Origin of the sequence: Haloferax sp. AS1 (genome assembly GCF_014530665.1) — an archaeon.
Classification (GTDB): Archaea; Halobacteriota; Halobacteria; order Halobacteriales; family Haloferacaceae; genus Haloferax; species Haloferax volcanii.
Map to the genome: position 1 here is coordinate 1,254,687 of NZ_SPSA01000001.1, position 25,138 is coordinate 1,279,824.

Genomic DNA, 25,138 nt, shown 5'->3' on the forward strand with positions numbered 1-25,138 from the left:
CGCCGCGTCGACGCCGCGGTCGACGTCGACGCCCGGTCCGCGTCGGCGTCGGCGTCAGTCGGCGCCACCGACGATATCGAGCAAAAACGAGCGAACCGTCGCCGCCGTCTCGTCCCACGTCGGGTGCGCGAGAAAGCGGTCGCGGGCCGAGATAGCGAGCGACTGCAACCGCCGGCGATTCCGACACAACGGGGCCACGGCGTCGGTGAGTTCGGCCGGGTCGGTCGGGTCGACGAGGAAGCCGTCTTCGCGGTGCGTGACGAGTTCGCTCGCGCCGCCGGCCGACGAGACGAGCGCCGGGAGGCCGAACCCCATCGCCTCGACCGCGGCGATGCCGAACCCCTCGTAGTGGGAGGGGAGCGCGAACAGGTGTGACTCCCGGAGCGTCGCGGCGAGGTCGGCGTCCGAGAGCCGGCCCGCGAACGTCACGCGGTCGTCGATGCCGCGGGCGACCGCGAGGGCCGAAAGCGAGTCGGCGTAGTCGGCGTCGACCGCCGCGCCGACGACGGTTAGCTTCCAGTCGTCGCGGACGCGAGCGAGACCGCGGAGCAGGCCGTCGACGTTCTTCCGCGGTTCGAGGTTGCAGACGGTGACGACGCGGAGCGGCCCATCGGCGGCGCGCGCCCGTATCTCGTCGTCGTCGAGGGGCGCGCCGAACGACGCAAAGCGGTCGCCGGCGGGGTGCGCCACGACGCTCGGGTCGGGGTCGGTGACGGCCGCGACCGTCCGTTTCGTCGTCTCGCTGTTGAAGACGAACGCGTCCGCAGAACGGAGATACCGGGTCTCGACGGCGCGTCTGGCGTGTCGTCGCCACGCCCGGAACCGCTCCAGCGAGTTGAGGTGGTGGACGACGGAGACGACCGGGGTCTCGTCGTCGAGCAGGGCGTTCGCGCCGACGAGCGAGGGGTGACACAGTTCGTCCTGCAAGAGCACGTCCACGTCGAGGGCGCGGAGGCGGCGGACGGCGGTGACGTTGTCCCGGAGTCGCTTCCGGTACGGCCGTTCGGGGAGCGAGACGACGGTCACGTCGTCGCCGGCGGCGCGGAGTCCGCCGACGAGTTCGGAGTCGTAGCGATAGCCGCCGGAGCGGTCGTCGAGCGGGCCGTAGACGACGAGGCCGACACGCACGTCAGAGCGGAGTCTCGTAGGTCGCGCTCGCCACGTCGTCCTCCCAAACGCGGACGGAGACGTGCTGGGGCGCGTCGAGCGAGGCCGCCTCGACGAACCGCTCGCACACCTCGCGGGCGAACCGCTCGACGCTCGGGTTCTGCCCCGAGAACTCCACGAGTTCGTTCATCGTCTCGTCGCGATAGCGAGACAGCGTCGCGTCCAGCGCGGCCTTCACGTCGTCGATGTCGACGAGGTAGCCGTGCTCGTCGAGCTCCGGTCCCGACAGTTCGACCTCGACGGTGAACGCGTGAGAGTGTAACTCACCCTCCGGGCCGGGGTTCGGAACCGTCAGGTAGTGCTGGGCGATGAGGTCCCTGCGAACCGAGACGCGGTACATGAACTGTCAACAGTTCCGGTACGTAAAGAGGATTTGGACGGCCTCGTCGGGCGCGTCTTCGAGGAGTCGGTAGGCGCGAGCGGCGGACTCGACGCCGATTCGGTGGGTCACGAGCGGGTCCAGCGGGAGGTCTTCGAGGTGGTCCCACGCCAGCGAAAAGCGGCGGTCGGCGTCCCAGCGGCCGCGAAGGTCGGGGTCGATGGTGCTGACCTGACTGCTCTCGACGCTGATGCGCGAGCGGTGGAACCGCCCGCCGAGGTCGAGGGTGGCTGGCTTGGTGCCGTACCACGACCCGACGACGACCCGGCCGTCGTACCGCGTCACCGACAGCGCGTCGTCGAGCGCGTCGGGGTCGCCCGAGAGTTCGAGCGTCAGGTCGGCCCCGTCGGCGGGGGCGTCAAGCGACTCGGGATGGACGGCCTCGTCGGCGCCGAGGGCCTCGGCGATGGCCCGGCGCTCGGCCACGCAGTCGACCGCGGTCAGACTCCCGAGCGGGAACTGCGCGAGGAGCGCGGTCGTCACGAGCCCGACGACGCCCTGTCCGAAGACGACGGCGTGCTCACCGATGAGCGGCCGACCGTCCATCACGAAGTTGAGCGCGGTCTCCATCGTCGGCAGGAGCGCGGCGCGCTCGTCGGTCACGTCGTCGGGGACGGCGATGAGTTCCGAGGGGGACGCGAGAAAGCGGCTCTCGTGGGGGTTGAACGCGAAGACGCGACTGCCGAGCCGCGAGTCGGGCACGCCGTCACCGACGGCCTCGATTTCTCCGACGGCGGCGTAGCCGTAGCGGAGCGGAAACGAGAGGTCGCCCTCCAGCGCCGCGATTGACTCGTCGGCGGCGAGGTCGGTCGGGGCCTCGCCGCGGTAGACGAGTCGCTCGGTCCCGGAGCTCACCGCGGAGGTCAGGGTGCGGACGCGGACCTCCTCGGGACCGGGCGCTGGCACGTCGCGGTCGCGGACCTCGACGCGTTCGGGGGCCACGAAGTAGACCGCGCGACCCTCCATCGCTCAGTCGTCTGCGGTCTCGACGGCGGCGTCGGCGTACTCGACGGTCGTGCCGCGGTGGCGACAGTCTTCGAGCGCGTGTTTGGCCGCGAAGCCGGCCTCGTGAGCGTTCGACGCCGCGCCGACGCCGACTTTGAGTTCCACGTCCGCCTCGGCCTCGACGTGGTCGATGGCGTCGCGGTACTGGTCTTCTGTGAGGTCGGGCGTGACCGAGATGATGTTGTCGCCGCCGACGAAGAACGACAGCGCGCCGTGTTCCTCGCGCAGGTGGCGCATGAGCGACGCGTAGCCCTGTTCGATGTGGATGAACGTGTCGAACTCGTTGAGGCGGTCGGTGTACTTGCCCGTCGCGTCGTTCACGTCGAAGTGCGCGATTTGGAGGTCGGTTCCCGTGCGGTCGGCGTCCGCGAGGGTCTCCCCGGAGAGCACTTCGCGGCGGTCGCCGTCCTGTGCGCTCCCGACGCGCTGGATGCGGTCGGTGGCGCGTTCGAGCGCGACTGCGGGCGACCGGTCGACGCCGATGCCGAGACTGAGCGTCACGGGATAGCGGTTCGCGATAGACTCCTGCAGCAGTTCGTGGTCGTCGCGGTCGAGACCGTTCGTGACCGCGACCATGTTGTCGAATCGGGTGAAAAACGCGTACCCGTCGCGAGAGCCGACGAACTGGGCCAAGTCGGCGAAGAGCCGCGACTGGAGCGTCTGGAGGTCCATCTCCCGCCGCGGGTCCGGAGTGACCGTCCACGGCCCGTAGTTGTCGATTTGGACGAGTGTCAGCTGCGTATTCGTCACGGTAGACGAGTAGGGCGTCGCGCATATTGGTCTTTGGTTCTGTGACGGTCCCGCCGCAACCCCGAGTCGCTCAGCCGCCCGACTCCCGGATCGTCCGGCTGGCGACCACGTCGAGGACCGCCCACGTCGCCAGCCACACGCCGACCGACAGGAGGGCGATAGCCGTCGTCGACAGAAGCGGGCCGACGACGGAGACCGTGGCCACGATGGAGTACGTCAGAAACACCGCGACCATCGCGGTCACCAGCCCGTAGACACCGATGGGGCTGTTGCCGGTCGCCGGGCCGCGAAGCCACCCGGTCAATCGCTTCGAAGAGACATCCATGCGACGACATATGTCACCAACGAACATAATGGTTCTCTCGGGCGAACGTTCAACAGCCCCGGCTCCCTACCGAGGACGATGGACTACCGAGGTGTCGTGTTCGACGTCGACGGGACCGTCGTCCGCGGTGACGAAGCGATTCCGGGCGCGCTCGACGGGCTCGCCGCCGTCGACGCCGCCGGACTCGACCGACTGTTCGTCTCGAACAACCCGACGAAAGCGCCCGTCGCCTACGAGGCGCGGCTCCGCCGAGCCGGCATCGAGGCGACCGCCGACGAGGTCGTCACCTCCGGCACGACGACGACGGCGTACCTCGCAGACCGGCATCCCGGCGCGCGGACGTTCGCCATCGGAGAGTCGGGCTTCCGCGATCAACTCCGCGACGCAGGCCTCGAACTCGTCGGTCCCGAGGACGACCCCGAGGTCGTCGTCGTCGCCATCGACCGCGAGTTCCACTACGACGACCTCCGCGACGCCAACCGCGCGCTCCGGGCCGGGGCCGCCTTCTACGGTACCGACCCGGACGTCATCATCCCGACCGCCGACGGCGACATCCCCGGGTCGGGCGCGATTATCAACGCCGTCGCGGGCGTCGCCGAGCGCGACCCCGACGCGATTCTCGGCAAGCCCTCGAAGGTCGCCCAGGAGGATGTCCTCGACAGACTCGGCCTGCCTCCCGAAGAAGTCCTCATCGTCGGTGACCGCCTCGATACCGACATCGCGTTCGGCCTCGACGCGGGCATGGGCACCGCGCTCGTCCGAACCGGCGTGACCGACGACGCGGCTCTCGCGGCCAGCGAGTACGAACCCGACCACGTCCTCGACGGCCTCGGCGAGGTCGGGCGTCTCGTCTCGGAGTAGCACGGTTCGCCCACGAGAGCAGTCGAGCATCGAGTTCCGCGTCGTCGCCGGTCCTGCCTACACAATCATTATCGTTCTGACGCGACAACTACTGACTGGGTGATGCCCATGTCCGGAAAGAAGATTCTGCTCCTCGCCGGCGACTTCGTCGAGGACTACGAGATTATGGTACCGTTCCAGGCGCTCCAGATGGTGGGGCACGAGGTCCACGCGGTGTGTCCCGAAAAGGAGGACGGCGACCGGTGTAAGACCGCCGTCCACGACTTCCGCGGCGACCAGACGTATCTGGAGACCCGCGGCCACGACTTCGCGCTGAACGCGACGTTCGCGGACATCGACCCCGCGGACTACGACGCGCTCGTCGTCCCCGGCGGCCGCGCGCCGGAGTATCTCCGCGGCTACGACGAGGTGCTCGACGCCGTCCGGCACTTCTTCGACGAGGGCAAGCCGGTCGCCGCAATCTGCCACGGCCCGCAGATTCTCGCCGCCGCGGGCGTCCTCGACGGCTACGAGATGACCGCCTACCCCGCCGTCCGCGCGGAAGTCGAGCGCGCGGGCTGCTCGTGGGTCGACGAAGTGACCGTCGACGGCAACCTCGTTACCGGCCAAGCGTGGCCGGACCACCCCGAGTGGCTGGCGGCGTTCCTCGACGTGCTCGGCACCGAAATCAGCCACGAACCGGCCGCAGCGGCCGCGGACGACTGATTCGTCGAGCCGCTCACACGATATCGCGTGTGAGAATGTCTGACAAAGATTTTTATTAGGGGCGACGAAGGGAGAGGTATGGAAGAGCCGAACAGCCCGTACTTCCGCGAACAGGTCGACGACGTCGTCGAATCGGACCCCCAAGACCGCGAGGTTATCATCGTGGAAGGCGAGGCGATGAGTCTTCGAAGCTATAAGAAACGCCGCGACTGACCCGGCGGGGCGTCTCGGAACCCGAATCCGAGCCTGCGGCGACACTCGTCGCTGGCGGCGTCGGTTTCTGCGAAAAGAATGAGTACGTGTCGGCGCAGCCGCGAGCGACGCTTAGAACGCGTCGCCGACGACGGTCACGTCGGCCTGCAACTCGTCGCGGAGCGCGTCGTGGACGTGGCAGATGTCCTCGGCGAGTTCCGTGATTTCAGCGAACTCGTCGTCCGAGAGGTCGGACTCCACGTAGACGTCGAAGCTGATGCGTTCGAGGTCGTCGCCGTCGTCGAGGTCGGCGTCGGCGTCGATCTGGACCTTACCGAGGTCGTCGAAGCCCGTCTTCTGCCCGCCGACGCGGAAGGCGGGGAGGAAACAGGAGGCGTACGTCGCGACGAGCGCGGCGTTCGGGTTCGGACCCGTCTCGTCGGTGGCGTCGATTTGGAGGTCGAAGTCGCCGACCTGGCTCGTGCATGCGAAACCGTCCTCGCTGACAGTAGAGGTCTGGATGTCGGACATTCACTCCGAAGAAAGAAGCGACCGACCCTAAAAGTTCCTCAATAGGACAACGGTGTGCACAAGCGCCCACCCCAAACGGGTCGCCGCCGACCGAGCGGGGTTATTCGAGCGTGAATGACTCGTCGCCGTCGAGCGCGTGGACCTCGGCGTGACTGCCGGCGGCCTTGACCTCGCGCTCGAAGTCGCGCACGTCGATTTCGATGGCCGGGAACGTGTTGTAGTGCATCGGGAAGGCGTGGTCGACGCCGAGCCAATCGGCGGCGACAGCGCCCTGCCACGGCCCCATCGTGAAGTGGTCACCCACCGGGAGCGCCGCCGCGTCGGGCTCGAAGTACGCGCCGAAAATCTCGCGCATGTCGGTCATGAGCCCCGTGTCGCCGGCGTGGTAGAACGTCGTGGAGTCGGCGTCGGACTCCTGTGTCGGCACCGCGTCGCTAATCATGTAGCCGCCCGGCATCCCGGCCTCGTGCTCGTAGCCGGTGTTGATGCCGTTCGTGTGGTCGGCGCGGACCATCGTGACGAACGCGTCGCCGAGTTCGACCGTCCCGCCGATGTTCATCCCGATGGTGTCGTCGACGCCCATCTCGGCTTCGACGTAGCCGGTGAGTTCGGGCGTGCCGACGACCGTCGCGCCGTCGAACTCGCCTGCGTGGGCGATGTGGTCCGCGTGCCCGTGAGTGAGAAGCACGTAGTCCGGCGTCTCCACGTCGCTCGGGTCGAGAGACGTGGCGGGGTTGTCGAAAAACGGGTCGATGAGAAGCGAGGTGTCTCCGACCGTGACGTACCACGTCGAGTGACCGTGCCAGGTGAGTTCCATAGCACTCGGTTGTTACAGGCGAAATACACAAAAAGCTATTCGCAGGGGGTGGTGTGACCGCTTTTCGGCGGTGCCGCTCGTCGGGCTCTCTCGGCGTCGTTCGACGGCACAGCCCCGGCGCTCTCGCGTCGAGTTCGACAGCAGAATCGGCCGCCCGAGTCCACTCGAACGAACTGTCCGGGACGGCCGATACGCGTCCGTCATCCCACGGCCACAAAAGCGATGAGAATCGTGCAACACTGTCCCGCGTCACCGGGCGACTCGCGCGATGTAAAAGCCTATCACGCCACCCGCCGACGCGTGGGGCATGCATCACGTCCGATTCCGCGACCCCGCGGGCGCGGTTCGAACCGGCGAGTGGCACGGCGATTCGGTCTCCTTCGGCGGCGAGCGCTACGACCTCGACGAGGTCGACGTGCTCCCCCCGTGCGAGCCGTCAAAAATCGTCTGCATCGGCCGCAACTACGCCAAGCACGCCGAGGAGCGCGACGAGGAGGTCCCCGACCGTCCGCTTCTGTTCCTCAAGCCGCCGAACGCGGTCGCCGGCCACGGCGACACCGTGACGCTCCCCGCGGGCAAGGAAGACGTCGAACACGAGGCCGAGCTCGCGGTGGTCATCGGGGAGCAGTGCCGGAACGTCGCGCCCGAGGACGCCGCGGAGGTCATCGCGGGCTACACCGTCATGAACGACGTGTCCAACCGCGACGACCAAGACATCGAGACGAACTGGGTCCGCGGGAAGGCGTTCGACGGCTCGGCCCCGCTCGGGCCGGTTCTCGCTGACCCCGACCACCTCCCCGACGACGCGAGCATCTCGCTTCGCGTGAACGGCGAGACGCGACAGGACTCAAGCATCGAACACCTCATCTTCTCGATTCCCGACCTCGTCGCCGAAATCACGACCTACATGACGCTCGAAGCCGGCGACGTCATCTCGACCGGAACGCCCGAGGGCGTCGGCCCGCTGGCAGACGGCGACACCGTCGAAGTCGAAGTCGAGGGCGTCGGCGTCCTCGAACACCGAGTCCGACAGGCCTGAGCGCGACCGACACCCCGTTTTTTCGTCACCGAGTCGCAATCCGACCGTATGCGAGTCCCTCGGTTGACACTCGTCGGCATTGCGATTCTCGCACTGAGCGCCGTCGCCGGCGTCGCCCTCCTTCCCGCGCTCCCATCCTCGGTCGCGATTCACTTCGGCGTCGGCGGCGACCCCGACTCCTTCGTCGCCGCCCCGCTGGGCGTGCTTCTCGTTCCGGCAATCGGCGTCGGCGCGCTTCTCATCACCCGTCTCGCGGACGCCTCGGGCATCGGAACCGGCGCGCCGCCCGTCTTCGACGCGATACTGGCGACGTTTCTCGCGTACGTGCAGGCGCTCGTCCTCGCGTACAACCTCGGCGCGCGGTTCAACATGGTCGTCGCGGTCGTTCCCGCCGTCGTCACGTTCGGCGTCGTCGCCGTCGTCCTCGACCGCGCGGGCTGAGAAGGCAAGCCCTAAGATTAGGCTGGCCTAATTCCCGCCGAATGCGACTGACGCGACGGGACGCGCTGGCCGTGCTCGCCGGTCTCGGCGTCACCGGCGGGGCCGTGTCGCTGACCCGGTTCGACCCGCCGACCGCCGAGTCGACCGATGAGAGGGGCGATTCGTCCGGAGAGGACGGCGCGGACGGCGACGACGCCCCGCCGACCGCGGTGCGCGAGACGATGGTCGCCGCGGGCGAGGTGGTCTTTCCGAGCGCGGCCGAGGGCGTCTCGGAGTTCGTCGAGACCTACGTCGTCGGCCGCGCGAGAGACGACGCGCGCCGGGATGCGATGGTCGACGCCGCGACCGAGTTAGACGACGTGGCCCGCGACTGGGAGGGCGCGGCCTTCGCCGACCTCCCGGCGGGCGACCGCGACCGCCTCCTGCGCGAACTCGGCGTCGACACCGCCGACCCGGTTCAGGATGGGACGCTCTCCGAGCGCCTCCGGTTTCACGTCGTGAACGAACTGTTGTACGCCTTCTACGCCTCACCGACCGGCGGCCGTCTCGTCGGCATCGAAAACCCCATCGGCCACCCCGGCGGGACCGAAAGCTACCGGCGGGCGACGATGGACGCCCCCGGCGAACTGCCCGACTCGGGCGGTGAGCACGATGGATAGGTCGCCCGTCTCAGACGCCGACGTGTGCGTCGTCGGTGCCGGGCCCGCCGGCGGTATCGTGGCTCACCGACTCGCCGAGTCGGGGGCGTCGGTCGTCGTCCTCGAAGCCGGGCCGCGGTTCGACGGCGACAGGCGGGAACAGCTGGAACAGCACATCCGCCCCGGCCTCGGCGGCCCGTGGGAGATGGGCGGCCCGCGGGACGCGTTTTCCTCCTCCGGCGACTCGTTTTACCCGCTGAACACCGCCCGCGTGAAGGGCGTCGGCGGGTCGACGCTCCACTGGCAGGGGATGGTGATGCGCCTCCACGAGCGCGATTTCGAACTCGACTCCAGACACGGCGTCGGGGCCGACTGGCCCATCGGCTACGACGACCTCCGGCCGTACTACGCCGCCGCGGAGCGCGAGTTGGGCGTCGCCGGCGCGGCCGACAACCCCTACGCGCCGCCGCGGGAGGAGCCCCACCCCCTTCCCGCCTTCCGCCCGTCGCACTCCGACTCTATCTTCGCTGCGGCCTGCGAGCGCCTCGGCATCGACATGCACTCGGTGGGCAACGCCCGCAACTCCGAACCCTACGACGGCCGGTCGTCCTGCGTCGGCTACGGGACGTGCAAGCCGGTCTGTCCCTCCGGCGCGAAGTACACCGCCGAGTCACACGTCGAGAAGGCCGAAGCCGCGGGCGCGCGGGTCATCGACCGGGCGCGAGTCCGGCGACTCGACCACGACGAGACGGGCGAGCGCGTCGTCGCCGCCGCCTACACGACGCCCGACGGCGAGACCCACAGACAGGAAGCGACCCAGTTCGTCCTCGCCTGCGGCGGCGTCGAGAACGTCCGACTGCTCCTGCTCTCCGACTCCGACCGCTACCCCGACGGCCTCGCCAACTCCTCGGGGGCGGTCGGTCGGTACTTCATGGACCACCTGTTCGCCGGGGCGGGCGGCCGCCTCGACCGCCCCACGCGACAGAATCACGTCGGCTTCAACACCAGCGAGTGCCACCAGTTCTACGACGACGCCGAGCCGGTCAACGGCCTCAAACTGGAGTTTCTCAACTACGCCGGCCCGTCGCCGGTCATCGAGGCCCTCCACGCCGACACGTGGGGCGACGACCTGCGCGACCAGTTGGACGAGAGCTACGGCACGCACATCTCGATGGGCGCGCTGGTCGAACAGCTCCCCCGCGAGGACAACTACGTCGGCCTCGACCGCGAGACGTCCGACGACCTCGGCGACCCCGTCCCCGAGATACACTGGTCGGTCGACGAGCAGACGGAGGCCGCGCTCTCGCGGGCCAACGAGATTCAGACGCGGGTGCTGGACGAACTCGGCGTCGAGGACCGCTGGACCGTCGGCCCCGACGAGACCGGCCCCGCGTACCACCACATGGGGACGACGCGGATGGGCGACGACCCCGACGAGAGCGTCGTCGACGCCGAGTGCCGCGCGCACGACCTCGACAACCTCTGGATTTCGGGGTCGAGCGTCTTCCCGACCGGCGGCGCGATGAACCCGACGCTCACCATCGCGGCGCTCTCCGTGCGACTCGCCGAGTCGCTTCGGGCGGCGCTCGGCTGACGGCCGTCGGTGTCGCGTCCCCAACCCGACTCCCCTACCGCCACGTCCGACCCGGAGTACGCACGCTTAAGAACCGCGACCCGCATTTTCCGACCATGCAACCACGGGACCTCTCCGCGCACGCTCCCTACGTACCCGGCCGCGGGACAGAGGAGGTCGCCCGCGAACTCGGAATGGACCCCGAGGACCTGACGAAACTCTCCTCGAACGAGAACCCCCACGGCCCGAGTCCGAAGGCGGTCGCCGCCATCGAAGACGCCGCGCCGACCGTGAGCGTCTACCCGAAGACCGCCCACACGGACCTGACCGAACGCCTCGCCGACAAGTGGGGCCTCGCACCCGAACAGGTGTGGGTGTCTCCCGGCGCGGACGGCTCTATCGACTACCTGACCCGCGCGGTGCTCGAACCGGACGACCGGATTCTCGAACCCGCGCCCGGCTTTTCGTACTACTCGATGAGCGCCCGCTACCACCACGGCGACGCCGTCCAGTACGAGGTGTCGAAGGACGACGACTTCGAACAGACCGCCGACCTCGTCCTCGACGCCTACGACGGCGAGCGCATGGTCTACCTCACGACGCCGCACAACCCCACCGGTTCCGTGCTCCCGCGGGAGGAACTCGTCGAACTGGCCGAGTCGGTCGAAGAGCACACGCTCCTCGTCGTCGACGAGGCCTACGGCGAGTTCGCCGAGGAGCCGTCGGCCATCGACCTCTTGTCGGAGTACGACAACGTCGCGGTCCTGCGGACGTTCTCGAAGGCGTACGGGCTGGCCGGTCTCCGCATCGGCTACGCCTGCGTGCCCGAGGCGTGGGCCGACGCCTACGCCCGCGTGAACACGCCGTTCGCCGCCAGCGAGGTCGCCTGCCGCGCCGCGCTCGCCGCGCTCGACGACGAGGAACACGTCGAGAAATCCGTCGAGTCGGCCCGGTGGTCCCGCGACTATCTCCGCGAACACCTCGACGCGCCGACGTGGGAAAGCGAGGGCAACTTCGTCCTCGTCGAGGTCGGCGACGCCACGGCCGTCACCGAGGCCGCCCAGCGCGAGGGCGTCATCGTCCGCGACTGCGGGAGCTTCGGCCTGCCGGAGTGCATCCGCGTCTCCTGCGGCACGGAAACCCAGACCAAGCGCGCCGTGGACGTGCTCAACCGCATCGTCTCGGAGGTGCCGACGGCGTGAGAGTCGTCGTCACCGGCACGCCCGGCACCGGAAAGACCACGGCGACCGAGCGCGTCGCCGCCGACCTCGACCTCGACGTGGTCCACCTCAACCGACTCGTGAAAGACGAGGGTCTCTGGACCGAGCGCGACGACGAGCGCGACACGCTCGTCGTGGACCTCGACGCCGCCCGCGACGAGCTCGGCGACTGGGACGGCATCGTCGAGAGCCACCTCGCACACCACTTCGAGGCCGACCGCGTGGTCGTGCTTCGCTGTCGGCCCGACGTACTCGAACAGCGTCTCCTCGACCGCGGCGAGGCCGAGGCGAAGGCGCGCGAGAACCGCGAGTCCGAGGCGCTGGACGTGATTCTCGGCGAGGCCGTCGAGTTCCACGGCGAGGAGTCGGTGTACGAAATCGACACGACCGAGCGCGACCCCGACGCCGTCGCCGACGACATCGCGGCGGTCGTCTCGGGCGAGCGCGAACCCTCGGCGGGAACCGTCGACTTCATCGACTACCTATGACGCTCGACCAGTACCGCGACACCGCCGACAAGCTGCTCGCCCCGTTCGTCTCCGTCGCCGACGCGGTCGGTCTCTCACCGAACGGCGTGAGCGTCGTCGCCTTCGGGTTCGCCGTCGCCGCCGGCGTCGCCTTCGGCCTCGCCGACCCGCTTTGGTACGGCCTCGGCGCGGTGTTCGTCTTCTGTAACGGCTGGCTCGACCTCGTGGACGGCGCGCTCGCCCGCGAGCAGGGCGTCTCCTCGAAGGCCGGCGACCTGCTCGACCACGTGCTGGACCGCTACGCCGACATCGTCGTCCTCGTCGGCCTCGCCGCCGGCATCGACTCGTTCGCGCTGGGCCTCGCGGCCGTCACGGGCGTCCTCATGACCTCCTACCTCGGCACGCAGATTCAGGCGGTCGGCCTCGGGCGCGCCTACGGCGGCCTCGTCGGGCGCGCCGACCGACTGGCGCTCATGGGCCTCGTCGGCCTCGCGTCCGCCGTCTACCCCGACGCCGTCGGCGGGCTGACGCTCGCCGGCTGGCTCCTCGTGTTCTTCGCCGTCGTCGGCCACCTCACCGCGGTCCAGCGCTTCTGGGGCGCGTGGGGCGACCTGACCTGACCTGACCTGACCTTCCCCACCCCGTCAAACTTCGACTCAGCCAACCACGCCCCACGCTCGAATCGACTCGGTTCGGCGCGGGGCGACGCGACCCCGAGCCGACACGGTCGCCGCGGCGCGCTCTTTCGGTCCGCTCTAGCATCCGTTTCGCTCCCGTAACCAGGTTGGACCGCCCCGCGTCGGGTGTGGATGTTGCCCGCTAAACCAGATTTATATGATTGAGATTATCACCAGTTACCGTCCTCAAATGATTCTGAATTATACTACACACCGTCTGTATCGGGGACGATACCGGCGTTCGATTCGGTTATCTTCAGTTTTGAATCTGGAGCGTGTTCGGCCGTGACGCGCTCGCACGACGGCGTTCTCGACGTGGGGTGCGGCCCGAGACGCGCCGGCGGGGCCGATACCGCCCGCGACGGCGCGGCACAGTCCGTCGAGTTCGTGACCGAACCGGCGGGCGTCTCGGTGGCGACTCGCCGGCCCCGAACGCGGGACCGACCGCCGTACGCGACGCTCAGCGACTGATGTTCGTCGTCGACGCGGCGGGAACCGTAATCCACGCGAGCGACGAGTTCGCGGCGCAGCTCGGTGCGGACGCCGCGGCGCTCCGTGGGCGACCGCTTTCCGACTTCGTCGGCGACGGGGACTGGCCGGACGTTCGCGGGACGCTCGACGCCGTGCGAAGGGCGAGCGGGTGGGAGAGCCGTCGGTGCCGCTGTCGGCTCTCGGCGGGTGACGACGGGCCGGCGGTCGGGGACGCGCCAGCCGAAATCGACATCGAACTCGAGTTCGCCCCGTACCGCGGCGGCGACGGCGGTGGTTATGGGGACGGGGACGGCGACCGCTTCGACTCCGACTCCGACGCGAACCGGGTCGTCGGCGCGGTCTGCCGAGAGCCGTCCGAACCGACGACCGCGCGGCTGCACACCGAGCGCGACCGCTTCGACCACCTGTTCGACCTCATCGACGACGCGGTCATCGAGTTCGAAATCGTCGGCATCGAGCCGGTCGTTCGGGCGGTCAACCCGGGGTTCGAGACCGTCTTCGGCTACGACGCCGACGAGGTGCGCGGCGAGTCGCTCAACGACTTCATCGTCCCGCCGGACGCCGACGACGAGGCGGTCGACTTCGACCAGCGGACGGCCGACGGGAAGGCAAACCACGCCGTCGTCACCCGGCAGACCGCGTGGGGCAGACGCGAGTTCCTCTACCGCGGCATCCCGTACAGTCGCGGCGACGGGAAGCAGTACGGCTTTTCCATCTACTCCGACATCACCAGCCAGCGCCGGGCCAGAGAGCACTTACAGGTGCTCCAGCGCGTCCTCCGGCACAACCTCAGAAACGAGATGAACGTCGTCCTCGGGATGGCCGAGGAGATACGCGAGGCGACGGCTGACTCCCGCGTCGACCACGCGGCCGCACGAATCGCCGCGCACACGGAGACGCTCCTCCGAGTCAGCGAGAAGGCCCGGACCGCCGCGGCGGTCCTCGACGACCAGCGTCCCGACGAGGTGGTCGATGCGACCGAGACGGTCCGCGCCGTCGTCGAGCCGCGGCGGACTCGGTTCCCCGCCGCGACGTTCGACCTCGACCTCCCGCCGTCGCTCCCGGTGTCGGTCGGGCCGAAACTCGCGCAGGCGCTCGCCAACGTCGTGGAGAACGCGCTCGAACACACGCCCGAGGACGTGACGGTCCGCATCGAGGCGAAGCGCTGCGAGAACGACGCGACGCTCCGCGTCAGCGACGACGGCGACGGTATCCCCGAAATCGAGTGGGCGGCCGTCTTCGGTGACGAGGACATCACGCAACTCAGCCACGGCTCCGGGCTGGGGCTGTGGGTCGTCAAGTGGGTGGTCGAATCCGCGGGCGGCCGCGTCGATTACGACCGACGCGACGGGTGGAGCACCGTCCAACTGACGCTCCCGCTGGCGGACGGGAGTCGGTAGCGACCTCGTCGCGTCCCGAGCGATTCGGTGGCCGGTGGCGTGCCTTTTATACGCGGCGGGCGGGTACGTGAGTGTATGCCTCAGTGCGAGATGTGCGGCTCCGACCAAGCCTCTCTGAAGACTGTGAAGGTCGAAGGCGCAGAACTGCAGCTGTGTGACGACTGCGCCGAGTTCGGCACGGAGGTCCGCACCGAGTCGACTTCCAGCGCGAGCACGAAGTACTCCACCTCCTCCTCGTCGGGCTCGAACTCCTCTCGCTCCTCGGGGTCGTCTTCCTCCTCGTCGTCGAAGACGCGCCGCCGCGACATGTTCGACGACATGGACGAAATCGCGACCGACTACGACGACCGCATCCGGCAGGCGCGGGAGTCGCGCGGGCTGAGCCAAGAAGAGCTCGCCCAGTCGCTCAACGAGAAGGCGAGCCTCATCCGCAAGCTCGAACGCGGCGACATCATGCCGCCGGACTCCGTCCGGAAGAAAATCGAGCGCAAGCTCGACATCTCGCTGGTCGAAGGCGAGAGCGACGACGACTCCGAGTGGTCCGGCGGCGGCTCCACGACGACCACCCTCGGCGACGTGGTCAAACGGAAGGACTAATCGGAAGCGCCCGACGCCGACCCGTCGCGGGACCCGCGCGACCGAACCCTTCGATTCGTCTATCACGATTTTCCGCCCGCGAGACGCCGTCTCGTGGCAATCGCGCCCACGAAAACCAATCTATTAGTCTCGCCGGACGCGAGTTCGATTGTGTTCATCCTAGTCAACCTCAAGGCGTACCCGTGTGACCCCATCGAAGTCGCCACCGCCGCGCGCGACGTGGCCGAGGCGTCCGGCGTCCGCATCGCCGTCTCCCCGCAGGCGGCCGACATCTCCCGCGTCGCAGACACCGGCGTCGAGACGTGGGCCCAGCACGTCGACCCGAACGGCCACGGCAGCCACACCGGCAGCACCCTCGCCGAGGCCGTCGCCGAGGCCGGCGCGGTCGGCACGCTCATCAACCACTCCGAAAAGCGCCTGAAGCTCGCAGACATCGACGGCTCCGTCCAAGCCGCCGAGCGAGCGGGCCTCGAAACCTGCGTCTGCGCCAACAACCCCGCCCAAATCGGTGCGGTCTCCGCGCTCGGCCCCGACTCGGTCGCCGTCGAGCCGCCGGAGCTCATCGGCGGCGACGTCTCCGTCGCGACGGCCGACCCCGGCATCGTCACCGACGCCGTCGACGCCGCGGCCAACGTGGACGAGGACGTGGAGGTCTACTGCGGCGCTGGCATCTCGACCGGCGACGACGTGGTGACCGCCGAGGAACTCGGCGCGTCCGGCATCCTGCTGGCCTCCGGCGTCGCCAAGGCCGACGACCCGCGCGCGGCGCTCGAAGACCTCGTCTCCGGGCTGTAAACTGTAACGCGCGTCGAAAACCGCCGGGACCGAACGACGGCTGGACTACTCGCCGTCGGCTTCTTCTTCGACGAACGACGCCTCGATAGCCGCGACCGTCTCCCGAAGTTCGTCGTCGCCCAAGAGGTCCGCGTACTCGTCGCTCACGAGGTCGGGGAGCGCGTACTCGTATTTCCCGCGGCCGGCGTGCCGGATGAATCCCGCCCGACGAAGCGACCGATTTCGCCCGTAAGCGAGGTGCTGGTCGCCGGTCTCGCCCGCGGCGACGTGGGCCGCCAACGGGTCGGAGACGCCGCGCTCGCGGTAGTGCGCGAGCATCCCGTGGTGGGCGTCGCCCAACGCGTCGATGATGGCCGTCATGCGGTCGACGACATCGCGGCGGCTCTCCGCGCCCGGCGCGGGATGGAGTTCGGCCGGTTGGAAGTCGCCCATCTCGGCGTCCGCCAGCCACGACTCGTCGCCGGCCGACGGGGCCGCCTCGCTCGCCGCGCCCGCGCCGCTCGGCCCGCCCGTGCCGTCGGCCGCCGCCTCGTCGCGCTCGGAGAGCAGTCCGTGGGTCGGCCACGGCGGCCCGGAAGGGGCTTCGAGCGGCTGTCGGGGTGGCGCGTCCGCGTCTGCGGCCCCGTCGTCGCCGGAACCGGCGTCGGTCGCGGCGTCGGCAGCCGCGTCCGCCACGTCGCCGTCGGCACTTCCGTCGTACTCGCCGAGGGCGGCCTGCTTGTCGGCGGGGCGGTTGAGGTTGCGACCGTCGCCGCCGCGGTAGGGCGCTTCGGCCTTCTGGAACATCGCCTGCGCGAACTGGTCGGCCATCCGCGAGAGGTCCCGCGCCTCCTCTAACTCCCGTTCGAGCTGTCGAATCCGCGCGTCCTTCTTGTCGATTTCCTGTCTGAGGTCTGCGATGCGGCTCTCCTGTCTCGCCTTCTCGTCGGAAATCTCCTTGAGGTCCGACACGAGGTCGCCGTCGACGGACTTCAGGTCGGGGCGCTCGAAGTCGTCGAGGCCGGGGGTCGCGCCCGCGTCGAACGTCTCTTTCTTGTGGAACTGCACGCGCCGAATCGACTCGGACCAGTCGGTGACGAGGAAGCCCTCGCCGTTGCCCATGTCCTCGATGGCGTCGGCGTACTCCGAGCCGAGGATGCGCCCGACGACTTTGGTGTCGTTGCGCCACGTGAGGCGGTGCCAGACGAGCCAGTCGCACTGGGTGATGAAGTCCTTTTTCACGTCGGCGGGGCGCTGGGAGATGCCGACGACGCCGAGGCCGTGTTTGCGGCCGCGCTTTCCGATTTTGATGAGCATCTTGCCCGCCTCGTCCATCCCGCCCTTCTCGGGGATGTACTCGTGGCACTCCTCGATGAGCATCAAAAACGGTTTCTTGAGCTTCTTTTCCTTCGCGAAGAGGTGTTTTGCGACCTCCGTCACCAGTTCGTCGGAGGCCGCGTCGTCGAGGTAGCCGGACACGTCGAGGATGATGGGCACGTTCTGTTCGAGCGCGAGCGTGGCGAGTCGCTCGGCGTGTTCGGGACTCACCTGGATATCGCACTCGTCGTCGGCCCCGGCGTGGAGCAGTTCGAACTCCTGTTTGAGGCCGTAGTACTCGCCGTCGGTGTCGACGATGAGCACCGGGAAGTTCGCCGACAGCAGGTTCTCGATGATGACCGACGCCGTGTTCGACTTGCCCGACCCCGACTTGCCCGTGACGAACCCCCGGCCGGTGAGGATGTCGACCACCGGCAGGTCGACCGTCGTCCCCGGCTCTTCGGTTCCCTCTCCCCCTGGACCGTCGCTGATCTCGGCGACCGAGATGGTTTCCGTCTCCGAATCCGTCATCCGGTTTGGTGGACTCCCTCGGACGCCATAGTTCCTCCCCCTCGCCCCGTCGGTCCCGCGGAGTCAGTCGAACTCGACGAGCGACGACTGGCCGCCCCGCGAGGGGGCCTCGCCGCCGGTGTTCGGGGGCTCGTCGTCACCGTCGTCACCGGCGGTCGCTTCGGGCTCGTCGCTCACACGCTCGTCGCCGTCGCCGCCCGTCTCGCCCGCCTCCGCGGACTCCCAGCCGTCGAGGCTCGACTGGTCGGCGTCCGCGAAGGAGAGCTTCGAGACGCGGACGCCGAGCTTTCGGACGGTCGTCTCCGCGAACTCGGCGTCGAGCAGGTCGAGCGCGACCGACTCGACGAGTTCGGGGTCGTCGACGGGCCCGGAAAGCGACGTGGCTCGCGTGTTGATGTCGAACGGCGGGACGACCACCTTGATGCCGATGGTCCGGTACATCGCCCCGCGAGAGCGCGCGCGGTCGGCCACGTCGGCCGCGAGGGCGCGGACGACCTCCCGTTTGTCTTCGATGTCGTCCGTCGGGTCGGTGAACGCCGACTCCCGCGAGAGGCTCTTGGGCCGGCCCGTCGGCGTGACCGCCCGGTCGTCGTAGCCGCGCGCCCGCTCGTGGAGTTCGCGACCGCGGGAGCCGAACTCGGCTTCGAGGGCCGCGGCGTCGGCGTCGGCGAGGTCGCCCGCCGTCTCGATACCGAGCGACCCGAGCTTTCGGGCCGTCACGGGCCCGACGCCGTGGACTTCCTCGACCGAGATGGGCGCGAGAAACGACCGCACCTCGCCGGGGCGGACGACGACCAGCCCGTCGGGTTTGTCGAAGTCGGAGGCGATTTTCGCGGTCGACATGTTCGGCGCGACGCCGATGGAGGCCGCGACGCCGACCTCGCGGGCGATGCGCTGTTTCACGTAGCGGGCGAAGCCCTCCGCCAGCGTCCGGTCGCCCGAGGCCGCGAGGTCCCACGCGGTCCGGTCGGTCACGTCGAGGTAGGCCTCGTCGATGCTCACCTCGCGGACCACGTCGGCGCAGTCGTGGAGAATCGCCTTCACGTCGGCGGCGACGCTCTTGTAGAATTCGAGGTCGACGGTGCGGTAGTGGCCCGCCGCCGCGGGGTCGTCGTCGGGCCCGAGGTCGTCGATGCGCGGGAGGCGTTCGAGCGCCGTCGAAATCGGCTGGGCGCTCTCGACGCCGAACTCGCGGGCCTCGTAGCTCGCGGTGGCGACCGCGCCGTGGCCCTCGCCGGGCTCGTAGCCCATGCCGACGACCACCGGCTCGCCTTCGAGTTCGGGTTCGCGCAGGCGCTCGCAGGCGGCGTAAAAGCAGTCCATGTCGACGTGAAGGACGATGCTGTCGGGACCGTCGTCGTCGGCCGTGCCCGGCAGCGTCTCCTCCGCCATGGTCGAGTGGACGGGCGCGACGCACCTGAAGCTTCAGATAGCGCGGCGAACGTAAAGCGGGAGGGAACGGACGCGGCGAGTCGGTCGCGGTCGTCGGCTTCTCGGCCGAGCCGGGCGCGTTACTTCAGTCGCTCTTGGAGGAACGAGGGGTGTGCGGCCGTGACGCCGTCGATAGACAGAATCTCGTCGGAGATGACGTCGCCGAGGGAGTCGCCGTCGACGGCGCGGACCTCGGCCATCAGCATATGGTCGCCGGAGGAGGTGTAGAGCGCCTCCACCGAGTCGAGTTCCTTGAGGATGCGCGTGACCTCGACGTAGCGCTCGCTGGTCGCGTCGATGCCGACCATGGCGATGGACTGTCCGGCGAGTTTCTTCGGGTCGATGTCGGCGGAGTAGCCGATGATGACGCCGTCGTCTTCGAGTTTGCGGATGTACTTCCGAACCGTCGGCTTCGACACGTCCGCCCGGTCTGCAATCTGGGCGTACGACGCTTTCGCGTCTTCCTCCAAGACCGCGAGGATGCGTCCCTCCGTGGACGTGGTTTCCATGCCCGTTGGTTTTCCTACGGGAGAAAAATATCTTGCGAATCCGAAAAGGGTTCTCGGTCACATCGAACCGGCGCGGCTATCGGCCGAAAACCGAGCGCCGAGACGGCGTCGGCGGCGTTACTTGTGCTTGTCGAGGAAGTTGTCGAACGTCCGCTCCCACTCGTAGGAGTCGTCGAAGTAGCGCTCCGCGAGCGGCTCTTCGGGCATCTCGCCGATGCGCTGTTTCTCCTGCTGGTAGGACGGGCGGTCTTCGTCGACGTAGTACCGGCCGGTGAGGACGGTGCCCTCGTGGAGGGCGTTCTCCGTCTCGAACATCATCTCGGAGGCCTCCGAGCGGTTCGTGTTGTCGAACTCGTAGTCGTCGGAGTCGTTGATGTCGATGTACGGGACGTACTGACGGGCGTCCTTGTTCCACGTCGGACACTGCGTGAGGAAGTCGACGTGGGAGAAGCCGTCGTGCTGGATGGCTTCCACGATGATGTCCTTCGCCTGGTTCGGGTTGACGGCCGCGGTCCGCGCGACGTACGACGCCCCGGCGTTCAGGGACATCGAGAGCGGGCGCAGCGGCGTCTTGGCCGAGCCGTGGGGCTGGGTCTTCGACTTGTGACCCATCGGCGACGTGGGCGAGGTCTGGCCCTTCGTGAGGCCGAAGATCTCGTTGTTGAACACGATGTAGGTGATGTCGTGGTTCTCACGGGCGGTGTGCATGAAGTGGTTGCCACCGATGCCGTAGCCGTCACCGTCGCCGCCGGCGGCGACCACGGTCAGACCGGGGTTCGCCAGCTTGGCGGCGCGGGCGATGGGAAGCGAGCGGCCGTGGATGGTGTGGAAGCCGTAGCTGTTGAAGTAGCTGTTGAGCTTGCCGGAACAGCCGATGCCGGTCGTCACCATCATCTCGTCGGGCGAGAGGCCGAGTTCGGCCGCCGCGCCTTTGAGCGCCTTGAGGACACCGAAGTCACCGCAGCCCGGACACCACGTCGGTTGGGGTTCGAGTCCGGGGGTGAACTCGTTTTGGTCCTGCTCCGTTTCTTCACCGATTGCGCTGAATGCACTCATGATTTATTCACCCACCTTGGGGACGAACTTCGTGCGGTTGTCTGGGAGCTCCTCGCCTTCGAGGAGCGCCGTCTCGAAGCCCTCGACGATGTCGGCGGGCTCGAACGGGTTGCCGTTGTACTTGAGGAGACTCGACATCTGGTCGCCGTAGCCGCCGAGTTCCTTGGAGATGAGTCCGCGGAACTGGGCGGAGGCGGTCATCTCGACGACGAGCGCTTCGTCGACGCTGTCGAGGAACTCCGCGACCTGCTGTTTCGGGAACGGCATCATCTCGGAGACGCCGAGGACCTTGACCGAGTGGCCCTTCTCGTTGAGGATGTCGGCGGCCTCTTCGACGGTGCCCTGCTGGCTGCCGAAGGTGATGAGGCCGAGGTCGGCGTCCTCGTCGCCGTGGACCGTGTTGAACTCGCCGTCTGCGTCGAGTTCGGCACGGATGTTGTCGACCTTCTGCATGCGGCGGTTCATCTGCGCGACGCGGTTCTCGGGGGACTCCGAGATGTGACCCGCGGGCATGTGCTCGTTACCCGTTGCGAGGTAGCGACCGCCCTTCTGGCCCGGCAGCGAACGCGGCGAGACGCCGTTTTCGGTGTCGTGCTGGAAGCGCTGGTACTTGCCGGAGTCGTCGTGCGGCGCGTCTTCGAGTTCCGCTTCCGTCAGGACCGAGCCGAGGTCGGCGTTCGGCTCCTCGTCGAAGACCGACGCCGGGACGTTCGAGAGCTCGCCGCCGAGCTTCTGGTCGTAAAGGACGATGGACGGAATCTGGTACTCGTAGGCGATCTGGAACGCCTTGCGCGTCTGGTAGTACGCCTCGGCGGCGTTCCCGGGCGCGAAGACGATGCGGTGGGAGTCGCCCTGCGAGGTGTACAGAACGTGTTCGAGGTCGGACTGCTCGGGCTTCGTCGGCATCCCCGTCGAGGGGCCGGCGCGCATGGCCTCGACGAGCACGAGCGGCGTCTCGGTGATTTCCGCGAGACCGAGCGGCTCGGACATGAGCGAGAAGCCGCCACCGGACGACCCGGACATCGCCTTGACGCCCGCGTGAGAGGCACCGATTGCCAGCGCGGCCGCGGCGATTTCGTCCTCCACCTGCTCGGAGATGCCGCCGAGCTCGGGGAGGTTCTGGGTCATGATGGTGAAGACTTCCGTCCACGGGGTCATCGGGTAGCCCGCGATGAAGCGGCAGCCTTCGTCGATGGCACCGTACGCGATGGCGTCGGAGCCGGAGAGAAGCACCTGCTCTTCGTCGTGTTCGCCGGTCGGCGCGGACACGTCGGGAGCCTCGACGTCGTACTCCTCTTGGACCATCTCGTAGGCGTCGTCGAAGACGGTCAGGTTGGGTTCGAGAATCTTGTCGGGCATCGCGTCCGACATCAGGCTCTTGATGACGTCGGGTTCGATGCCGGCGATGGCGCACGTGACGGCGACGCCGGCGGTGTTGCGCATGACCTCGCGACCGTGCTCGCGGGCGATGGTGCGCAGGTCGATGTCGTAGACGTGCCAGTCGTTCTCTTCGACGCGCTCGTCGAAGTCCTCGATTTCGGAGGCGTCGAGCAGGCCGGAGTCGTAGACGATGACGCCGCCTTCGTCGAGTTCGTCGAGGTTCTCCGACAGCGGCTTGATCTCCTCGTTGCCGTAGTAGGCACCCTCGCTCGGGTTGCGGGCGAAGGAGTCACCGAGCGCGAGGAGGAAGTTGTACCCGTCGCCGCGGGACTTGACGGGGTCGGCGCTGACGCGCACTTCCGTGTACGTGTGGCCACCGCGGATGCGCGACGGATAGTGTCGATGCGTGAAAACGTGTAGCCCCGCTCGCATCAGGGCTTTGGCGAAGTTCTGGCTCGTCGAGGCGATACCGTCACCGGAACCCCCTGCGATACGCCAGATAAGTTCGTGGTCAGTCATATGTTGAGCTCACGGCCCCGCTGGGGCGCTACCTGAAAAGTTGGGGAGGGTCCGATTAAAGACTTTGCTATGGATTAACAAGTAAAGATAATGAAGGTCTTAATATTGTTAAACTGACTCACTCTCCCACCGTCGAAAGTGGACGAACGGACTGTCACGCCCGCGGAATAGAGTGAACGATAACTCGGAATCGGGTTCGCTACTCGTTGTCGGGACTCGACGGGTGGTACGGGGTGTCGTACTCGCCGGCCCCCCCGTCGAGGCGGTCGGGGTTGATGCGTCCGCCGAGGAGCATGAAGTCGAGGACGGTCACGTAGAGCATCGCCTCGACGACGGGGACGCCGCGGGGCGGGAGCACGGGGTCGTGCCGGCCGACGACCTGAATCTCCTTTTCCTCGCCGGTCTCCCAGTCGACGGTCCGCTGTTTCTTCGGGATGGACGTGGGCGCGTGGAGCGTCAGTTCGCCGTACACAGGCTCGCCGGTGGTGATGCCGCCCTGGATGCCGCCGTGGTTGTTGCCGACGGGTCGGGGGTCGCCCTCTTCATCAAATTCCCAGTTCTCGTTGCGGTCGTGGCCGGTCCACTCGCGGGCCTCGCGGCCGAGGCCGAACTCGAACGCCGTCGCCGCCGGCACCGACATGAGCGCCTGTCCGAGTCGCGCGGAGAAGGAGTCGAACCGGGGCGCGCCGAGGCCGCGCGGGACGCCCTGCGCCTCGAAGTAAATCGAGCCGCCGATGGAGTCGCCTTCCTTCTGGTACTCCTCGATGAGCTCCTGCATCTCCGCCGCCGTCTCGGGGTGCGCGCAGCGAACGTCGTTTTCCTCCGTGTGCTCGCGCAGGTCGTCGAAGGAGACCTCCGGCGCTTCCACGTCGCCAATCTGATTCACGTGCGCCTTGATTTCGATGTCGTGGTCGCTCTGCTCGATGACCTGCTTGGCCACCGCGCCGGCGGCGACCCAGTTCACCGTCTCGCGCGCCGAGGAGCGCCCGCCGCCGCCCCAGTTGCGCGTGCCGAACTTCGCCGAGTACGTGAAGTCGCCGTGGGAGGGCCGCGGCGCGGTCACGTACGGCTCGTACTTGCCCGAGCGGGCGTCCTTGTTCTGGACGACCATCCCGATGGGCGTGCCCGTCGTGTAGCCGTCCTGCACGCCGGAGTTGACGACGACGGCGTCCGGTTCGCCGCGGCTCGTCGTAATCATCGACTGGCCGGGTTTCCGCCGGTCCAGTTCCGCCTGGACGTCTTCGACCGACAGCTCCACGCCGGCGGGACAGCCGGATATCGTGACGCCCATCGCGTCGCCGTGGCTCTCGCCGTAGGTGGTCATCCGAAAGAGACGACCGAATTCGTTGCCGTTCATTACCCGCCCCTCGGGTGGCCGCCCATTTAGTGTTTGTAGAAAGGTGCAATCGTGGGCGGGGGTTCGGCGCCCCCACGTTCATGCTCGACGCGGACGAACCGAGCGTATGGATTCACCGCCCTCCACCGACCCCGCCGCCTCCGCTCTCGACTCCGACCCCGCCGCCGCGTCTCCTTCCGCTTCCGGCCTCCGCGACCGCTTCGAAGCGGCGTTCTGGGAGCGCCACGCCAACCCGTGGAGCGCCGGCACGCGCATCCTCGTCTCCCCGGTGTTGATGTACGCCGTCTACCGCCGGGACCGCCGGCTCTTTCTCGCCGCCCTCGCGTTCACCGCGGTCAACCCGGTGTTGTTCCCGCGCCCCGCGCGCACCGACAACTACCTCAGCAGAATCGTCCTCGCAGAGCGCGCGTGGCTCGACGCCGGGCGGGGGACGATGGGCCTCGACTACCCGAACGTGCTCAACGTGCTCAACGTCCCGGTCACGCTCTACGCCGTCGTCTCGGCCATACGGCGCAGGCCGGTCGGCACGCTCCTCGGCACGCTCGGCGTGATGGTCCTCAAACTCTGGTGGGTCGACGCCGTCGTGAAGGAGACGGGCGTGACGGGCCGCGGCCCCGACGCCGACTCAGCGGAGTGAATCGAGCGTCGCCGTGGCGAACGGAATCAGCATCTCGTCGGGGTGGAGGTCGCCGTGCATGGCGACGAAGTCGAGTTTGCCCCCGTCCTCGTCGCCGTACCAGACGCCGAGGTCGCGGTGGACGACCACGCGCGACACGCCGTCGTAGCCGTCGGTCGCTTCGGCGGGGAGTCGCGGCCCGGCGTCCGCGCCGAGCAGGTCTGCGACGGTCCCCGGAATCCGCGAGAAACACCAGTCGTCGTAGGCCGGCAGAAGGTACTCGCCGTCCGACCGTCGCTCGCGGAGCGCCTGCGCGTCGGCGTCGAACATACCACCGTCGGCGTGCGTGCGGGCGAAAAAAGTTCCGTCCGT

General features: G+C 68.3%; 29 protein-coding genes. 15 read left to right on the top strand and 14 right to left on the bottom strand.

Annotation, left to right across the window (positions count from 1 at the left end):
• Nucleotides 1-54: 54 nt before the first annotated feature.
• The 5 genes from E4P24_RS06750 to E4P24_RS06770 all read right to left on the bottom strand — a co-directional run bounded on the left by E4P24_RS06750 (nt 55) and on the right by E4P24_RS06770 (nt 3,626).
• A complete protein-coding gene (locus E4P24_RS06750; protein ID WP_004063624.1) occupies nt 55-1,128 on the bottom strand; it encodes a glycosyltransferase family 4 protein in 1,074 nt (357 codons plus the stop codon).
• 1 nt (nt 1,129) lies between these two features.
• Complete coding sequence (locus tag E4P24_RS06755; RefSeq protein WP_004063622.1) at nt 1,130-1,507, bottom strand: 6-carboxytetrahydropterin synthase; 378 nt, start codon at nt 1,505-1,507, stop codon at nt 1,130-1,132.
• A 6-nt stretch (nt 1,508-1,513) separates the two neighbouring features.
• Nucleotides 1,514-2,512, bottom strand: coding sequence for a zinc-binding alcohol dehydrogenase (locus tag E4P24_RS06760; protein WP_004063621.1), 999 nt, complete (start codon nt 2,510-2,512; stop codon nt 1,514-1,516).
• 3 nt (nt 2,513-2,515) lie between these two features.
• Entirely contained in the window at nt 2,516-3,301 is a 786-nt protein-coding gene (locus tag E4P24_RS06765; protein WP_115802494.1) for a GTP cyclohydrolase III, read from the bottom strand.
• Nucleotides 3,302-3,371: 70 nt separating this feature from the next.
• On the bottom strand, nt 3,372-3,626 hold the full coding sequence (locus E4P24_RS06770; RefSeq protein WP_115802495.1) for a hypothetical protein: 255 nt from the start codon (nt 3,624-3,626) through the stop codon (nt 3,372-3,374).
• Nucleotides 3,627-3,704: 78 nt separating this feature from the next.
• Between E4P24_RS06770 and E4P24_RS06775 the strand changes: the two genes are divergently transcribed.
• From E4P24_RS06775 to E4P24_RS19165, 3 genes are all read left to right on the top strand, one after another.
• Nucleotides 3,705-4,487 carry an HAD-IIA family hydrolase gene (locus E4P24_RS06775; RefSeq protein ID WP_115802496.1) on the top strand — a complete coding sequence of 261 codons (783 nt, stop codon included), beginning with the start codon at nt 3,705-3,707 and terminating at the stop codon, nt 4,485-4,487.
• Between the two features lie 108 nt (nt 4,488-4,595).
• A complete protein-coding gene (locus tag E4P24_RS06780; protein WP_004063616.1) occupies nt 4,596-5,192 on the top strand; it encodes a DJ-1/PfpI family protein in 597 nt (198 codons plus the stop codon).
• Between the two features lie 78 nt (nt 5,193-5,270).
• Nucleotides 5,271-5,405, top strand: a complete 135-nt coding sequence (locus tag E4P24_RS19165; RefSeq protein WP_004043651.1) for a hypothetical protein — start codon at nt 5,271-5,273, stop codon at nt 5,403-5,405.
• Nucleotides 5,406-5,516: 111 nt separating this feature from the next.
• Here E4P24_RS19165 and E4P24_RS06785 read toward each other — a convergent pair whose 3' ends face one another.
• Both E4P24_RS06785 and E4P24_RS06790 read right to left on the bottom strand, forming a co-directional pair.
• Nucleotides 5,517-5,915 carry an OsmC family protein gene (locus tag E4P24_RS06785; RefSeq protein ID WP_004063615.1) on the bottom strand — a complete coding sequence of 133 codons (399 nt, stop codon included), beginning with the start codon at nt 5,913-5,915 and terminating at the stop codon, nt 5,517-5,519.
• A 100-nt stretch (nt 5,916-6,015) separates the two neighbouring features.
• Nucleotides 6,016-6,732, bottom strand: coding sequence for a metal-dependent hydrolase (locus tag E4P24_RS06790; protein WP_115802498.1), 717 nt, complete (start codon nt 6,730-6,732; stop codon nt 6,016-6,018).
• 307 nt (nt 6,733-7,039) lie between these two features.
• Between E4P24_RS06790 and E4P24_RS06795 the strand changes: the two genes are divergently transcribed.
• The 11 genes from E4P24_RS06795 to tpiA all read left to right on the top strand — a co-directional run bounded on the left by E4P24_RS06795 (nt 7,040) and on the right by tpiA (nt 16,071).
• The gene (locus tag E4P24_RS06795) at nt 7,040-7,771 is read left to right on the top strand and encodes a fumarylacetoacetate hydrolase family protein (RefSeq protein ID WP_115802499.1); all 732 of its coding nucleotides are present in this window, start codon (nt 7,040-7,042) and stop codon (nt 7,769-7,771) included.
• A gap of 48 nt (nt 7,772-7,819) precedes the next feature.
• Entirely contained in the window at nt 7,820-8,212 is a 393-nt protein-coding gene (locus tag E4P24_RS06800) for a DUF1648 domain-containing protein (RefSeq protein ID WP_004043647.1), read from the top strand.
• A gap of 41 nt (nt 8,213-8,253) precedes the next feature.
• Entirely contained in the window at nt 8,254-8,871 is a 618-nt protein-coding gene (locus E4P24_RS06805) for a gluconate 2-dehydrogenase subunit 3 family protein (RefSeq protein WP_004043646.1), read from the top strand.
• Nucleotides 8,864-10,444 (top strand): GMC family oxidoreductase, encoded by a 1,581-nt coding sequence (locus E4P24_RS06810; RefSeq protein WP_188148276.1) that lies wholly within the window; start codon nt 8,864-8,866, stop codon nt 10,442-10,444. The genes E4P24_RS06805 and E4P24_RS06810 overlap by 8 nt, the downstream gene beginning before the upstream one ends.
• Before the next feature lie 95 nt (nt 10,445-10,539).
• Nucleotides 10,540-11,625, top strand: a complete 1,086-nt coding sequence (gene hisC / locus E4P24_RS06815; RefSeq protein ID WP_115802501.1) for a histidinol-phosphate transaminase — start codon at nt 10,540-10,542, stop codon at nt 11,623-11,625.
• Entirely contained in the window at nt 11,622-12,131 is a 510-nt protein-coding gene (locus tag E4P24_RS06820) for an adenylate kinase family protein (RefSeq protein ID WP_163489021.1), read from the top strand. Before hisC ends, E4P24_RS06820 begins: the two co-directional genes overlap by 4 nt.
• Nucleotides 12,128-12,730, top strand: coding sequence for a CDP-alcohol phosphatidyltransferase family protein (locus tag E4P24_RS06825; protein ID WP_004043642.1), 603 nt, complete (start codon nt 12,128-12,130; stop codon nt 12,728-12,730). The genes E4P24_RS06820 and E4P24_RS06825 overlap by 4 nt, the downstream gene beginning before the upstream one ends.
• A gap of 342 nt (nt 12,731-13,072) precedes the next feature.
• Complete coding sequence (locus E4P24_RS06830; protein WP_115891274.1) at nt 13,073-13,258, top strand: hypothetical protein; 186 nt, start codon at nt 13,073-13,075, stop codon at nt 13,256-13,258.
• Nucleotides 13,258-14,679: a PAS domain-containing sensor histidine kinase gene (locus E4P24_RS06835; RefSeq protein WP_188148277.1), complete on the top strand. Its 1,422-nt coding sequence runs from the start codon at nt 13,258-13,260 to the stop codon at nt 14,677-14,679. The genes E4P24_RS06830 and E4P24_RS06835 overlap by 1 nt, the downstream gene beginning before the upstream one ends.
• 75 nt (nt 14,680-14,754) lie before the next feature.
• Nucleotides 14,755-15,276 (top strand): multiprotein bridging factor aMBF1, encoded by a 522-nt coding sequence (locus tag E4P24_RS06840; protein WP_081597081.1) that lies wholly within the window; start codon nt 14,755-14,757, stop codon nt 15,274-15,276.
• 150 nt (nt 15,277-15,426) lie between these two features.
• On the top strand, nt 15,427-16,071 hold the full coding sequence (gene tpiA / locus E4P24_RS06845) for a triose-phosphate isomerase (RefSeq protein ID WP_004043637.1): 645 nt from the start codon (nt 15,427-15,429) through the stop codon (nt 16,069-16,071).
• Between the two features lie 45 nt (nt 16,072-16,116).
• Here tpiA and E4P24_RS06850 read toward each other — a convergent pair whose 3' ends face one another.
• The 6 genes from E4P24_RS06850 to aroC form a co-directional block, all read right to left on the bottom strand.
• Complete coding sequence (locus E4P24_RS06850) at nt 16,117-17,898, bottom strand: helicase HerA domain-containing protein (protein ID WP_188148278.1); 1,782 nt, start codon at nt 17,896-17,898, stop codon at nt 16,117-16,119.
• A 63-nt stretch (nt 17,899-17,961) separates the two neighbouring features.
• On the bottom strand, nt 17,962-19,290 hold the full coding sequence (gene dinB, locus E4P24_RS06855; protein ID WP_188148279.1) for a DNA polymerase IV: 1,329 nt from the start codon (nt 19,288-19,290) through the stop codon (nt 17,962-17,964).
• Between the two features lie 119 nt (nt 19,291-19,409).
• Nucleotides 19,410-19,838 carry an HTH-type transcriptional regulator LrpA1 gene (gene lrpA1, locus E4P24_RS06860; RefSeq protein WP_004043634.1) on the bottom strand — a complete coding sequence of 143 codons (429 nt, stop codon included), beginning with the start codon at nt 19,836-19,838 and terminating at the stop codon, nt 19,410-19,412.
• A 117-nt stretch (nt 19,839-19,955) separates the two neighbouring features.
• Complete coding sequence (locus E4P24_RS06865; RefSeq protein ID WP_004043633.1) at nt 19,956-20,894, bottom strand: thiamine pyrophosphate-dependent enzyme; 939 nt, start codon at nt 20,892-20,894, stop codon at nt 19,956-19,958.
• A 3-nt stretch (nt 20,895-20,897) separates the two neighbouring features.
• Complete coding sequence (locus E4P24_RS06870; protein ID WP_115802507.1) at nt 20,898-22,793, bottom strand: 2-oxoacid:acceptor oxidoreductase subunit alpha; 1,896 nt, start codon at nt 22,791-22,793, stop codon at nt 20,898-20,900.
• A 199-nt stretch (nt 22,794-22,992) separates the two neighbouring features.
• Nucleotides 22,993-24,150 carry a chorismate synthase gene (gene aroC / locus E4P24_RS06875; RefSeq protein ID WP_188148280.1) on the bottom strand — a complete coding sequence of 386 codons (1,158 nt, stop codon included), beginning with the start codon at nt 24,148-24,150 and terminating at the stop codon, nt 22,993-22,995.
• 106 nt (nt 24,151-24,256) lie between these two features.
• Between aroC and E4P24_RS06880 the strand changes: the two genes are divergently transcribed.
• The gene (locus tag E4P24_RS06880; protein ID WP_188148281.1) at nt 24,257-24,787 is read left to right on the top strand and encodes a DUF6653 family protein; all 531 of its coding nucleotides are present in this window, start codon (nt 24,257-24,259) and stop codon (nt 24,785-24,787) included.
• On the opposite strand, the gene E4P24_RS06885 is transcribed toward E4P24_RS06880, so the two are convergent.
• Nucleotides 24,776-25,096: a nucleotide pyrophosphatase gene (locus E4P24_RS06885; protein WP_115802509.1), complete on the bottom strand. Its 321-nt coding sequence runs from the start codon at nt 25,094-25,096 to the stop codon at nt 24,776-24,778. The two genes, E4P24_RS06880 and E4P24_RS06885, sit on opposite strands and share 12 nt — an antisense overlap.
• Nucleotides 25,097-25,138: the final 42 nt, after the last annotated feature.